Origin of the sequence: Prochlorococcus marinus XMU1404, from assembly GCF_017696175.1 — a bacterium.
GTDB classification, from domain to species: domain Bacteria; phylum Cyanobacteriota; class Cyanobacteriia; order PCC-6307; family Cyanobiaceae; genus Prochlorococcus_A; species Prochlorococcus_A marinus_X.
Genome location: NZ_JAAORE010000002.1, coordinates 235875 through 248067, shown reverse-complemented (window position 1 = coordinate 248067; position 12193 = coordinate 235875). Strand labels below are relative to the sequence as shown.

At 31.3% G+C, this 12193-nt stretch carries 16 protein-coding genes, 1 tRNA gene and 1 pseudogene; 12 read left to right on the top strand and 6 right to left on the bottom strand.

The genetic code is table 11. From position 1 onward, the window contains the following. Positions 1–3 precede the first annotated feature (3 nt). Both HA144_RS04975 and ureE read right to left on the bottom strand, forming a co-directional pair. Positions 4–690 (bottom strand): urease accessory protein UreF, encoded by a 687-nt coding sequence (locus HA144_RS04975; RefSeq protein WP_209043010.1) that lies wholly within the window; start codon positions 688–690, stop codon positions 4–6. Further along, on the bottom strand, positions 683–1132 hold the full coding sequence (gene ureE / locus HA144_RS04970) for an urease accessory protein UreE (protein WP_209043009.1): 450 nt from the start codon (positions 1130–1132) through the stop codon (positions 683–685). The genes HA144_RS04975 and ureE overlap by 8 nt, the downstream gene beginning before the upstream one ends. 48 nt (positions 1133–1180) lie before the next feature. Here ureE and HA144_RS04965 point away from each other — a divergent pair, with 48 nt between their 5' ends. The 4 genes from HA144_RS04965 to ureC are packed head-to-tail and all read left to right on the top strand — an operon-like array spanning position 1181 to position 4473. Further along, positions 1181–2083, top strand: coding sequence for an urease accessory protein UreD (locus HA144_RS04965; protein ID WP_209043008.1), 903 nt, complete (start codon positions 1181–1183; stop codon positions 2081–2083). Positions 2084–2133: 50 nt separating this feature from the next. Then, the gene (locus tag HA144_RS04960; RefSeq protein WP_100883586.1) at positions 2134–2436 is read left to right on the top strand and encodes an urease subunit gamma; all 303 of its coding nucleotides are present in this window, start codon (positions 2134–2136) and stop codon (positions 2434–2436) included. A 2-nt stretch (positions 2437–2438) separates the two neighbouring features. Then, complete coding sequence (locus HA144_RS04955) at positions 2439–2759, top strand: urease subunit beta (protein WP_209043007.1); 321 nt, start codon at positions 2439–2441, stop codon at positions 2757–2759. 4 nt (positions 2760–2763) lie between these two features. Continuing rightward, positions 2764–4473 (top strand): urease subunit alpha, encoded by a 1710-nt coding sequence (gene ureC / locus HA144_RS04950; protein ID WP_209043006.1) that lies wholly within the window; start codon positions 2764–2766, stop codon positions 4471–4473. Here the strand turns inward: ureC and HA144_RS04945 are convergent. After that, positions 4470–5696 carry a glycosyl transferase gene (locus tag HA144_RS04945; protein ID WP_209043005.1) on the bottom strand — a complete coding sequence of 409 codons (1227 nt, stop codon included), beginning with the start codon at positions 5694–5696 and terminating at the stop codon, positions 4470–4472. The genes ureC and HA144_RS04945 overlap by 4 nt on opposite strands. Positions 5697–5746: 50 nt before the next feature. Here HA144_RS04945 and HA144_RS04940 point away from each other — a divergent pair, with 50 nt between their 5' ends. The 6 genes from HA144_RS04940 to HA144_RS09570 all read left to right on the top strand — a co-directional run bounded on the left by HA144_RS04940 (position 5747) and on the right by HA144_RS09570 (position 9991). Further along, complete coding sequence (locus tag HA144_RS04940; protein ID WP_209043004.1) at positions 5747–7507, top strand: sugar phosphorylase; 1761 nt, start codon at positions 5747–5749, stop codon at positions 7505–7507. Positions 7508–7509: 2 nt separating this feature from the next. Next, positions 7510–8307: a mannosyl-3-phosphoglycerate phosphatase-related protein YedP gene (gene yedP, locus HA144_RS04935; RefSeq protein WP_209043003.1), complete on the top strand. Its 798-nt coding sequence runs from the start codon at positions 7510–7512 to the stop codon at positions 8305–8307. A 4-nt stretch (positions 8308–8311) separates the two neighbouring features. Further along, positions 8312–9265, top strand: a complete 954-nt coding sequence (locus tag HA144_RS04930) for a kinase (protein ID WP_209043002.1) — start codon at positions 8312–8314, stop codon at positions 9263–9265. Between the two features lie 82 nt (positions 9266–9347). Further along, entirely contained in the window at positions 9348–9575 is a 228-nt protein-coding gene (locus HA144_RS04925; protein ID WP_209043001.1) for a DUF1830 domain-containing protein, read from the top strand. Positions 9576–9664: 89 nt separating this feature from the next. After that, the gene (locus tag HA144_RS09575) at positions 9665–9790 is read left to right on the top strand and encodes a hypothetical protein (protein WP_257470521.1); all 126 of its coding nucleotides are present in this window, start codon (positions 9665–9667) and stop codon (positions 9788–9790) included. A gap of 66 nt (positions 9791–9856) precedes the next feature. Then, entirely contained in the window at positions 9857–9991 is a 135-nt protein-coding gene (locus HA144_RS09570; protein ID WP_011818343.1) for a hypothetical protein, read from the top strand. Here HA144_RS09570 and HA144_RS09505 read toward each other — a convergent pair. Next, positions 9973–10250: pseudogene (locus HA144_RS09505) on the bottom strand (hypothetical protein). The gene HA144_RS09570 and the pseudogene HA144_RS09505 overlap by 19 nt on opposite strands. A gap of 102 nt (positions 10251–10352) precedes the next feature. Between HA144_RS09505 and HA144_RS04915 the strand changes: the two are divergent. Next, complete coding sequence (locus HA144_RS04915) at positions 10353–11153, top strand: undecaprenyl-diphosphate phosphatase (protein WP_209042999.1); 801 nt, start codon at positions 10353–10355, stop codon at positions 11151–11153. Positions 11154–11205: 52 nt separating this feature from the next. Next, positions 11206–11358 (top strand): hypothetical protein, encoded by a 153-nt coding sequence (locus HA144_RS04910; protein WP_209042998.1) that lies wholly within the window; start codon positions 11206–11208, stop codon positions 11356–11358. Here the strand turns inward: HA144_RS04910 and HA144_RS04905 are convergent. Further along, a tRNA-Pro gene (locus HA144_RS04905) sits at positions 11359–11432 on the bottom strand. It lies immediately after the preceding gene. A 27-nt stretch (positions 11433–11459) separates the two neighbouring features. Beyond that, on the bottom strand, positions 11460–12188 hold the full coding sequence (gene msrA, locus HA144_RS04900) for a peptide-methionine (S)-S-oxide reductase MsrA (protein WP_209042997.1): 729 nt from the start codon (positions 12186–12188) through the stop codon (positions 11460–11462). Positions 12189–12193 lie beyond the last annotated feature (5 nt).

The window sequence follows — 12193 nt, the reverse complement described above, 5'->3', positions numbered from 1 at the left end:
AAATTAATTTCTAAAAAGTTTTGTATAAAGGTCATTATGATTTTGTTGTGCCATAGCTAAACCTACATTGCCAAAATAGATGTCATCGATTTCTTTGTCCATAATTTCTTTAGAAACTTTTGAAATTATTGCTAATAAGTCTCTCTGAATTAATTGTGCTTTTGTGGATCCAATAGGAATAATTCTTAACGCAGCACTAAGTTGGTTTGCACTCCACGCATAGAAAAAATTCTCAACCATTTCTAACTTGGTAATTTCAAAACAATAACAAGCCCAACTCCACGCTAATGACCAGGAGCTTTTTTTATTATTTTCATATAGATATTCAAATCCAAATTCTTTGGTTAAATCAAAGAGAGATTTTGCCATTTGAATTTGTTGTTCTCTAATTTCGAGAGAGTCCTTTGATGAGAGGATCCATTTATCCAAACTCATTAGCTTTTGCAAGTTACCTTTTAAATTTTTGCGATCGTTGATCTCATTGAAAATATCAAAAAAATCTAGTAAAAGTCTTGCATCTAGTCTTATCTGACCAATTTCTAGTTCACTTATGATTAATTCTTTTACCGAATTTGAATCTGTTAAATTTTTATTATGAAGAAAACTCTCCATTCCCTCCGAATAACAAAATCCTCCAACTGGTAAGTTAGGACTTATTAATAAATATTTTAATAAGTGACTTTTACTCATGACTATGGGCACCTCTTTCCGGAAAAAACTTTTTTTTCGTATTTTTTAAATCAACTTTAAAATTAAGAAGCATATTTTTAATAACATAGTCACTTTTTGTTAGAAGAATGCTTTCTTCGATTTCTACTTCTACGTGCCTATTACCAAGATGATAAGCAGTTTTAATAAGTTCAATTTTAGAATTTGAACTTATTTCAATTAAATTTTCTGTTTTGGCAATTATCTCTACATAAAAATTGGACTCATTAGTTGAAAGAATATCTCCATCATTTAATTTGCCATCTCTAGGTAATTGTAAAATTATTTCTTGATCACAATCAGTTAATCTTTTTCCTCGTAAGATTCTTCTTTCATCTGAACTTAGGGTAAGTTTTAAAAATGAACCTAATTTTGGTTTTTCCTTAATCCAATCAGTTACAACAATTTGTTTATTCATTCTCATAATCAAAATTTTTGGTTACTTTAATTTAGTAATTAAAGAAAACAATTTATGATTAAAACTTCTTGGGAAGGTAATTGTTTCTTAAATTTTTTCAATAATAAAGCAAGTTTAGGAAATGTTGATAAAACAATCTTTAAATCTAAATCAACTTCTCCTTACAAGTTATTAAAGTCTACTCATGATAAGGAGGGCAGGTGCATTTTACCTGTTCTGCATACTGCAGGGGGATTGGTTGGCGGCGATTTACTTGAGTTTGAGGTAAATCTTGAAAAAAACTCCAAGGTATTGTTGACTACTTCTTCAGCTCAGAAAGTATATGGATCAGTTGGGATATCTAAAATCAATCCTAAAGGAACTTTTTCAAAGCAAAAAAATCTCATAAATATTCTTGATAATTCTCATTTGGAATATCTCCCTCAAGAAACAATTATCTTTGCAAATGGTTTATATGAGCAAAAGTTTAAAGTATCTATTTCAGAAACTTCAAGTTTTTTATTTACTGATTTGATAAGACTTGGAAGATCTTCTTCTAGAGAATCTATTGAGAGTGGAGTTTTTAGGTCTAAATTAGAAATTATGAGAAATAATGATTTATATGATGATTGGGAATATGTTGATCAAATTGAATTATCTAAGGCAAGTTATGCGGCCAAGTCAGGTATGGATTACATGCCTGTTTTTGGTTCTTTAATTTGGATTTGCGAAAAAGATTTTTCTACGTCAAAAATAAATAAACTTGTGGGAAATATAAAAAAGATTTTCAATGAAACTAATAATAATTTATCTATTGGAATCCTTGAAAATGGAATCTCTGTAAGATTCCTGGGGAGTTCTTCTCAAGAAGCTAGGAAATGTTTTTTTTGTATTTGGAAACAAATTAGGTCTGTTAGTGGATTTTGTGAGCCAAAATATCAAGGTGTATGGCCTTTACAAGATTCTATGAATTATTAATTATGTTCAGAAAGAACCTTTTTTAAGAATTTATAGATTAATTTTTTATTATGCATCTTTCACCTCAAGAAAAGGATAAATTATTGATTTTTTCTGCTGCTCTCTTAGCTGAAAGAAGACTTAGTCGAGGTCTTAAGCTTAATTATCCTGAAGCAATTGCTTTTTTGAGTTTTCAAGTTCTTGAAGGAGCTCGAGATGGAAAAAGTGTAAGTCAATTAATGTCAGAGGGAACTACTTGGCTTTCAAAATCACAAGTTATGGAGGGGATTCCTGAAATGGTTGATGAAGTCCAAATAGAAGCAGTTTTCCCAGATGGGACAAAGTTAGTTACTATCCACAATCCGATTAACTAGTTATGAGTAATTTAATTCCTGGCGAAATAATTCCTGAACAAGGTGAAATCGAATTAAATCTTGGTAAGGAAGTTAAAACAGTAAAAGTTTCTAATTCTGGAGATAGACCTGTACAAGTTGGATCTCATTATCATTTTTTTGAAGCTAACAAGGCTTTAATTTTTGATCGAGAATTAACACTTGGTATGCGTCTTGACATTCCTGCAGGAACAGCAATTAGATTTGAACCTGGAGATACAACTGATGTCAAATTAGTATCTTATTCAGGGTACAGAATTGCACATGGTTTCAATTCATTGGTTAACGGTTCTTTAGATACTTAAAATTATGTCCTACAAAATTGACAGAAATACTTATGCGCAAACTTACGGACCCACTACCGGAGATAGAGTAAGACTTGCTGATACCGAACTTTTTATAGAAGTAGAAAAGGATTTAACTACATACGGAGATGAAGTTAAATTCGGTGGAGGTAAAGTTATTAGAGATGGAATGGGACAGTCTCAAGTAAGAAGATCTGATGGAGCTGTAGATACCGTAATAACTAATGCTTTGATCGTAGATTGGTGGGGAATAATTAAGGCTGATGTGGGTATAAAAGATGGAATGATTTTTGAAATTGGTAAGGCTGGCAATCCTGATATCCAGGATAATGTCGATATTGTTATTGGTGCATCAACAGAAGTAATAGCTGGAGAAGGTCATATTCTCACTGCAGGTTCAATAGATACCCACATTCATTTTATCTGTCCCCAACAAATTGAGACAGCATTAGCCTCCGGAATTACAACCATGTTAGGAGGAGGAACTGGACCTGCAACTGGCACAAATGCCACTACTTGTACTCCTGGTTCTTTTCATATTTCAAGAATGCTTCAATCTGCAGAAGCATTTCCCATGAATTTAGGGTTTTTTGGAAAAGGAAACTCAACAAACGAGAGCAATCTTATTGATCAGGTTGAAGCGGGTGCATGTGGATTGAAGCTTCATGAGGATTGGGGAACGACTCCCTCCACAATAAATTCTTGTCTTAATGTTGCAGATAAGTTTGACGTACAAGTATGTATTCATACTGATACTTTGAATGAGGCAGGCTTTGTTGAAGATACTATCAATGCTATTGCAGGAAGAACTATTCATACTTTTCATACCGAAGGAGCAGGTGGAGGTCATGCGCCAGACATCATAAAAATTTGTGGAGAAAAAAATGTTCTTCCAAGTAGCACTAATCCAACAAGACCTTATACAAGGAACACATTAGAAGAACATCTTGACATGTTAATGGTTTGTCATCATTTAGATTCTAAAATCCCAGAAGATATTGCATTTGCCGAATCAAGGATCAGAAGAGAGACTATTGCAGCTGAGGATATCTTGCATGATATAGGTGCCTTTTCAATTATTGCTAGTGATTCTCAAGCTATGGGAAGAGTTGGTGAAGTAATTACAAGAACTTTTCAAACCGCCCATAAAATGAAAGTCCAAAGGGGACCGCTTTCGCAGGATTCTGATAGAAACGATAATTACAGAGTAAAGAGATATATTTCTAAAGTCACAATTAATCCTGCAATAGCTCATGGTATTGATAAACATGTTGGGTCTATAGAAAAGGGTAAAATTGCTGATCTGGCATTGTGGAAACCTTCCTTTTTTGCGGTAAAGCCTGAATTAGTTGTTAAAGGAGGATCTATCGTTTGGTCACAAATGGGTGATGCAAATGCTTCAATACCTACTCCAGGTCCTGTACATGGTAGACCTATGTTTGCAAGTTTCGGCCAATCTCTAATTAAGAGTTCTTTTACCTTTTTAAGTAAAAATTCAATTGATCAAAATATTCCAAATAAATTAGGCTTACAAAAGAAATGTATTGCTGTAGAAAATACCAGAAATATCAATAAATCACTTTTAAAACTTAATAGTAAGCTTCCAAATATTTCAGTTCATCCTCAAACTTATGAAGTTTTTTCTGACGGAGAACTTCTTACTTGTGAACCTCTTGATGAAGTCCCAATGGCTCAAAGGTATTTTTTACTTTAGAAGTTTTTAATTAATTCTTTTTTAGTTGTTTTTATATCTTTTGACCCAGCAATTGCCAAATCTTCTTGCAGTTTGTCCTCACAAGATAGAACTCTTGACCAACTTGGTAACTGCTGTGTCGTAGGGCAAGCTAAGTAATCTTCTGTAGCCGGTCTCAATAGCTTCGCAAATTTTTGTACTGATAGCTCTTCTTCATGCCTATCGTATGGAAGTTGATTAACTGCTGAATCTAGTCCAAATTGTTTTACCCGATCTTCTCCAACTCTTTTGTAAAGAACTTCTAATGTTGCTAGTTGAGTACTCGTTAAAGTCTCTGCTTGATGCTCCATGAGACCTCTTAAAACACTTGAAAGTATTTCTTTACACATTTTTTGTAATCCTTCTTTAGAAGAACCGCCAATATTCTTATGTTTATGATCAAACAAACCTAGGTCAACTTGGGCTATTTTTGAAGTTCTTACGTTTCTATAAACCTCTGATAATAAACCTATTTCTAAACCCCAGTCACAAGGAATTCGTAAATTCATAGCAAGGTCTTTAGTGAAAGCAAACTCACCTGCTAATGGATATCTAAATGATTGAAGATATTGTAAAAAGGGACCCTTCCCTACTAATTGCTCAAGACTTGCCAATAAGGGACCCACAAATAATCTTGTTGCTCTACCTTGTAATTGATTGGTCTCTAACGATAACCTGCTGTAAAAAGCTTTTACATATGATATTCCATATGATTCATCCAGAAGTGGAAGTATCATTCTTGATGGATACAAAGAACTAAAAGTTCTTATGTCAGCATCAAAAAGAGCAACAACTTCTGATTTTCTTGTCGCAACTCCTATACCTTGCCAGACAGCCCATCCTTTACCTGGAGTTCCTAAAAGTTCTAACCCATTTTTTTCTTGACTTTTTAATAGTTCTATTACAGAGGGAGAATTAGTCCATTGAACATGGACTGGAAATGGCATTGAGTCAAAAAATGATTTTGCTGCGTTAACTTGCTCAACAGTTTTTGCAGAGAGAGCAATAACTAATTCATTTAAGCCTGTAAGGTCTTTTAAAACTTCTCTTATGTCTTTTAATGCTGGACGCTCAAACTCTTCATATAAGCAAGGTATTAAAATACTAGTTGATCTTTTTTTAAGACTTTTGTTTAATTCTTTAAGTAAATTTCTTGTGACTCCATATTCATGTATTGTTGTGATTAACCCTTGTTGAAAGTCCATTTTCTAATTGATGTGCAGAATAGTATTAATACTTCGTTGATTTTTTCAAAGTGAAGCAAATTGATTCAGAGAAAAAAATAGATAGAATAAAAATTGATAAATTGCTAAAAACAATTTATTCAAATAATACTACAGAAGAAGTTAATTTTATTTCAAATCAATTATTACAGATTTTAGATAATTTCTCAGAGAAATCTGCTTATGAAGAAAAAAGAGATAAGGAAAGGTGGAATGAATCTCATTCGGTTTTGATAACTTATGCAGATAGTATTTATAAAAATGGCGAAGCAACATTAACAACTCTTAATGAGTTGTTATGTAAACATTTTGGCAGTCTTTCTAAAGTTTTACATATTCTTCCTTTTTTGAAATCTACAAGTGATGGAGGTTTTGCAGTCTCAAGTTATGATTCCTTAGAAGAAAAATTTGGTGGTTGGAATGATCTTAAAAGTATTTCTAAAAATCATGATTTGATGGCTGATTTAGTACTAAACCATGTTTCATCATCTCATCCATGGGTTCAACAATTTATTAAATGCCAAGAACCGGGTATATCAAATGTTTTTTCACCAAAACAAAATCTTGACTGGTCAAATGTAGTTAGACCAAGAAGTTCCTCCTTGTTTTCTCAAATAAATACTGAAGATGGCCCTAAGCAAGTTTGGACAACTTTTGGTCCAGATCAAATTGATTTGAATTGGCATAATCCAAAAATGACTCTTGAGTTCTTAAATTTAATTATTACTTATTTATCTAATGGGATTAAATGGTTAAGGCTTGATGCTGTAGGTTTTATTTGGAAGGAATCAGGGACAACATGCTTACATTTGCCGAAAGCACATTCTATTGTGAAACTCTTAAGAGTTCTTTTAAATAATCTTCTTGATGAGGGAGTTTTAATAACTGAAACTAATGTTCCCCAGAAGGAAAATCTATCTTATCTGATTCCTGATGATGAAGCCCATATGGCATACAATTTCCCATTGCCTCCTCTTCTCCTAGAGGCAATTATTACTTCAAGGGCGGATATTCTAAACTCATGGATTTTTGATTGGCCCATATTACCTAAAGATACTACTTTATTTAATTTCACAGCATCGCACGATGGCGTTGGGCTAAGAGCTCTTGAGGGTTTAATGAATGAGCAGAGAATTAAAGATTTATTAATAAATTGTGAAAAAAGAGGTGGATTAGTAAGTCATAGACGTTTATCAAATGGTGATGATAAACCTTATGAATTGAATATTAGTTGGTGGAGTGCAATGGAAGACTCCAGTAGAGATGCTAAAAGATTTCAATATGAAAGATTTATTTTGAGTCAATTATTAGTAATGGCTCTCAAAGGGGTTCCTGCATTTTATTTGCCAGCATTACTAGCTTCAGAAAATGATATCAAGAGCTTTTCTATGACAGGTCAAAGAAGAGACCTTAATAGAGAAAAGTTTAAATCAGAAAATCTTTTAGCCGTTTTAAATAATCCTGAATCTAATGCTAATAAAAACTTAAAATATCTTCGCAATGCTATGGATGTCAGATCAAAATTAAAGCAATTTCACCCTTGTTCACAAATGAAATGTTTGTCTAAAGGTAGAAGTGATATTGTTGTAATCAAAAGAGGTAAAGGTCCTGAGTCAGTTTTTGCAATCCATAATATGACTGAAAATAAAATTAATTATCAATTGAATGATAATGATCTACCAAAAATAATTGATAATGATTTCAATACCCATGATTTTTTAACATCCACTAAATACAATTGCAAAAATATTAGTCTTGATCCTTTTCAAGTAATTTGGCTTAGTGCTTTATAAAAATGATAGAAAATTCTTCTATTTGGGTAGTAAGTGATGTAGATGGTACTTTAATGGATCACTCATATGATTTATCACCTGCTAAAGAAACTATTAAAAAACTACAAAAATTATCTATTCCCGTAATTCTTTGTACAAGCAAAACCGCTTCAGAAGTAAAAGTTATTAGAAAGGAACTTAACCTGACGGATCCTTATATTGTTGAAAATGGTGCAGCAATATATGGTGAATCTCTTAAAAGACTAAATGGTGAAATTATTCTTGGAATAAAATACGAATCTCTTGAAGAAATCTTAAATTTTATTTCTAATGAAATCGATTATATACTTACTCCTCTTAATAATCTCACTGATCAAGAAGCCACACAGCTTACAGGTTTAGAAGGTAACTCATTGAACTTAATGCGTGATAGGCACTGGAGCATGCCTTTTTTAAATCCGCCAAGTTATTTAGAAGAGAAAATTAATATCTGTTGTAAAAAATTCAATGTTGATATTTTTAAGGGAAATAGAATGAGTCACTTATTATCTACAAAATCGAACAAAGGTAAAGCAATAAATGCACTTAAAGAATATGCAAATGTTCAAAATATTGAAATTATAGGTTTAGGCGATTCTCCAAATGATTTGCCTCTACTTTTAAACTCAGATATTAAAATTGTTATTCCTGGAATAGATGGACCTAACTTAAATTTACTAGATCAATTAAAAGATTTGGAATTTACTTTAGCTTCTGAACCAAATGGATATGGTTGGAAAAATGAAATCAATAAATTGATTAAAAAGCGAAAACTTTTTTAGATATATGAAAGATTTAGATATTAATTTTCCTCTTGATAACTTTGAAAAATTAATTATTGATATTGGTTGGGAATCCCTGGATGAATGGTTTGATTTTTGGAATAATCAAAAAAATATTCTCTCAATTGATCAATATTGGAAAAACAAGGTAAATGATGATTGGATTTGGGGTTTGGCATTGCCCCTTTTATCACAGGCTTATAAATTTCACCATAATTTTTCTGATCGAAAAATAATTGGGATCTCAGCTCTACCTGGAACAGGCAAAACAACATTAGGTAAATGGCTGGAAGCAATATCGTCAAAATTAAATTTCAAAATTGCTGTTATTTCAATTGATGATTTTTACCTCCCATCAGATGAAATGAAATTAGCTATTAATAATAATCCATGGAATGTCTCAAGAGGTTTTCCTGGAAGTCACTCAGTTAAATTAATGTACGAAAAATTATTAAATTGGAAATTAAACGGAGAATTAAATGTGCCAGTTTTTGATAAATCCTTGAGAAATGGCTTAGGAGATAGATCTCATTGGAGATTAGATAATCCTGATTTATTGGTTATTGAGGGATGGTTTTTGGGAATAGAACCTTTATCTATTGATATTAATCAGCAAAATATGAATTTACCAGAGTTGAGTCCTTCCGAATCTTCTTACAGATTAAAGATTCAAAGTAATTTAAATAAATATATAGATGTTTGGAGCTTAATAGACAATATTTGGCAATTTAAGCCTTTGAAATTTGAATATATGAATATTTGGAAGATCAATCAAGAAAAAGAAATGTTTTTAAAGAAAGGAAATGCACTTCAAGATGAAAAATTATCTAATTTCTTGAGAATGCTTAATGTATCTATTCCAAAAAAAAGTTTTGACATATTAAATTCTTATGCGTTGTTATTAATTGATCAAGAAAGAAATTTAGTTGAGGCTGGATTAAATCTGAGAAATTTCTGAATTTATTTTTTTTTCAGTAATTTTTTATACATTATTTTTAGTTATAAATGATGTTTAATTACTTATATTTTGCTGTTTTGGGATGGTTGAGTTTTCTTACAAAAATGAGGGTAACAGAATGGTTGTTTTGAGATGTATTGGTCCCTCAAACTTTTTTTTAGAGAGAGTTTTATTTCCAACTGACATTCTCACCTTTATGGCTCCAAACAATTCAAGAGTTGAGATATGGGGAAATGAATTATATGGTCCTAAGTTGGAAGAGAGAATACGAGTTTCATCAGGAAATGAAGATTCGACTTTAGTGGCTTAGAAAAAGAATATTTTAATTGTCTTCGAGTCAAAATTTTTAACAAATACATATTTTTTATTGATATTATCTAACTAGTTTAGTATTTAGAGATGTATCATTTTTCATCCTTCGCGGTAGGTGGATTTGTTCCTTCTGCAGCTATTGCTGGAGTCTTACTTTTATTAGGTTTAGTAGCTTTCTTTTATCTTGGGATAAAAGGTCCAACAGACTATTAAAGGTGAGTTTAATTAATTGCTGGTTTCCTTGAATTTTAATAACTTCATTTCTTTAACTACTCAATTATGGATTTAACTACTATTTTATTTATATTAAGTTTGCCTTTCGTTTTACTTACAGTTTATTTTGGCACAAAAAATGATTTCTATGAAAGTGAAAATTACAAGGGAGATGGCTGTGCTCATGATGTTAAAAGATAAACTAATTTTTGATCACCACTAAATACACAGGTCCATTTACTATCAAATTGCCAAACTGGCTTATATATATCATTTGTAATTCCCCCCCTGCTTTATTACATGTATTAATGTCTTTTATTGGAATAGAATGTAAAGATGGACTAGTTATTCAACTTACCTCTGGTCGACCTCCTGGTCCTTGTCTATAAGTTCCAATAATTAACCAATAATTAGCTTTTAAAGGATCAGAAAAGAATAAAGAAAAAAGAAAAAATATTATTAAAAAAGGTTTTTTTTTCGCTTTTTTATATTAGCTTTTACTTATTAAATGTAAATTGGATATCTTAAATTGCTATTAATTAATTAGGTCGTTAAAAATTTTTTGGAATATTTAAAATTTATTTTATATGGCTTAATTCAAGGTTTAACAGAATTTATTCCTGTAAGTAGTACAGCTCATTTAAAAGTTATATCACTTTTTTTGAGGATTGAGGATCCAGGCCCCTCTTTGTCGGCAATTATTCAGTTTGGAAGTGTTTTGGCTCTTTTTTGGTATTTTAAGAATGATATTTTTAGTTTAAGAAGGAAATATTCAAAAATATCTTTTGAATATTTAGTACGTAAAAATTTATTTAAATCAATTTTGATTGGCACTATCCCAATTATGATGCTTGGCGGAACTATAAAAGTATTTTTTCCTTATTTTTTTGATAATTTTTTTTATTCAAATCTATCAATAGCATTAGTTTCCTTCCTGATGGCTATTTTCATGTACATAGCAGATATTTCAAAAAAGGGTTCAATTAATTTAAAAAATCATGGATACTCAGATAGTTTTCTTGTAGGTCTCTCGCAAGCCTTTGCCATTTTCCCAGGTGTCTCAAGATCTGGCATTACTATTTCTACCGCTCTTGTCTCAGGTTGGGAACGAGGTGATGCTGCCAAATACTCCTTTCTTCTAGGCATACCAGCCATCTCTTTTGCGGCTATTGTTGAGTTCTTTTCTTCTTTTAATGAATTGAATTCTTTAAGTTTTTATCCACTAATTGTTGGTCTTATTACTACATTTGTATCTTCGTTGTTTGCGATCAATTTTCTGCTAAGGTATTTTTCTTCAAATGGTTTGAAATTATTTATTGTTTATAGGATTGTATTTGGTGTCGTAATTCTTTTGAATTTATAATTCGTTTTAAAAAATTTTTTCCAATTATGATATGGTTTAAAAAAAGTATTTTATGAATATTTTTATATCTTTCCAGCTAGGTGAAGTTGAAGTTTCAAACCTTACCATAATAGTTTTAGCTTTTTTTTCATCATTTACTTTCATAGCTGTGGGAATAAGTTCTTATAAGCTATATAAATCTCTTATAAATGATGAAGATAATTGATCGGAACGGCGGGATTTGAACCCACGACCCCCACTACCCCAAAGTGGTGCGCTACCAAACTGCGCTACGCCCCGTTTTATTACTATAAAGATTAGAGGGATTTATTTGTTGTTCTTTATAGGATTGTTATTAGATCTCAATACACAATGATCAACTTCCCAATTAAAGTTTTCCCAAATATCATCTTTTAATTTGTAATTACTTCCAAGAAAATATCCTAATTTAACTTTTGTTGGTGCAGCCGAACAATACTGTCTGCTCCCTTCTGAAGCAAGATATTGTTGATGATATTGTTCTGCGTAATAATAGGTATCAATCTTTTTTATTTCTGTTTCAATTAATCCAAAATTATTTTTATTTAGTTCTTTTTGGTATTGTTCTTTACTGGCTAATATTATTTTTTTATTATTTTCATTTTTATAATATATCGATGACCTATATTGGGTTCCTATATCATTACCTTGTCTGTTTTTTTGGGTAGGGTCATGACATTCCCAAAACATTTTTAATAGATCACTTATGTCTATTTTACTTTTATCCCAAATTACTCTTACAACTTCTGAATGACCAGTTAAACCGGTACATATTTCATAATATGTTGGGTTGCTTTTATCCCCACCAGCATACCCTACTGAAGTTGTAATTACTCCTGGAAGTTTCCAAAAACATTTTTCAGCTCCCCAGAAACAACCACATCCAAATATTATTTCATCTTCTTGAGGATTAGGATGACTCTTAAAATCTGTTTTTAATATTCTATGAACTGAACTAACGTCATTATTTAATGTTGGCTCCTCATTATTCATAATAATTTTTAGAAATTCGAACATAATTT

Excerpts from the sequence above, each read along its gene's own strand:
- HA144_RS04975 (WP_209043010.1), bottom strand. The coding sequence starts at position 690 with ATGAGTAAAAGTCACTTATTAAAATATTTATTAATAAGTCCTAACTTA.
- ureE (WP_209043009.1), bottom strand. The coding sequence starts at position 1,132 with ATGAGAATGAATAAACAAATTGTTGTAACTGATTGGATTAAGGAAAAA.
- HA144_RS04965 (WP_209043008.1), top strand. The coding sequence starts at position 1,181 with ATGATTAAAACTTCTTGGGAAGGTAATTGTTTCTTAAATTTTTTCAAT.
- HA144_RS04960 (WP_100883586.1), top strand. The coding sequence starts at position 2,134 with ATGCATCTTTCACCTCAAGAAAAGGATAAATTATTGATTTTTTCTGCT.
- HA144_RS04955 (WP_209043007.1), top strand. The coding sequence starts at position 2,439 with ATGAGTAATTTAATTCCTGGCGAAATAATTCCTGAACAAGGTGAAATC.
- ureC (WP_209043006.1), top strand. The coding sequence starts at position 2,764 with ATGTCCTACAAAATTGACAGAAATACTTATGCGCAAACTTACGGACCC.
- HA144_RS04945 (WP_209043005.1), bottom strand. The coding sequence starts at position 5,696 with ATGGACTTTCAACAAGGGTTAATCACAACAATACATGAATATGGAGTC.
- yedP (WP_209043003.1), top strand. The coding sequence starts at position 7,510 with ATGATAGAAAATTCTTCTATTTGGGTAGTAAGTGATGTAGATGGTACT.
- HA144_RS04930 (WP_209043002.1), top strand. The coding sequence starts at position 8,312 with ATGAAAGATTTAGATATTAATTTTCCTCTTGATAACTTTGAAAAATTA.
- HA144_RS04925 (WP_209043001.1), top strand. The coding sequence starts at position 9,348 with ATGGTTGAGTTTTCTTACAAAAATGAGGGTAACAGAATGGTTGTTTTG.
- HA144_RS09575 (WP_257470521.1), top strand. The coding sequence starts at position 9,665 with ATGTATCATTTTTCATCCTTCGCGGTAGGTGGATTTGTTCCTTCTGCA.
- HA144_RS09570 (WP_011818343.1), top strand. The coding sequence starts at position 9,857 with ATGGATTTAACTACTATTTTATTTATATTAAGTTTGCCTTTCGTTTTA.
- HA144_RS04910 (WP_209042998.1), top strand. The coding sequence starts at position 11,206 with ATGAATATTTTTATATCTTTCCAGCTAGGTGAAGTTGAAGTTTCAAAC.
- msrA (WP_209042997.1), bottom strand. The coding sequence starts at position 12,188 with ATGTTCGAATTTCTAAAAATTATTATGAATAATGAGGAGCCAACATTA.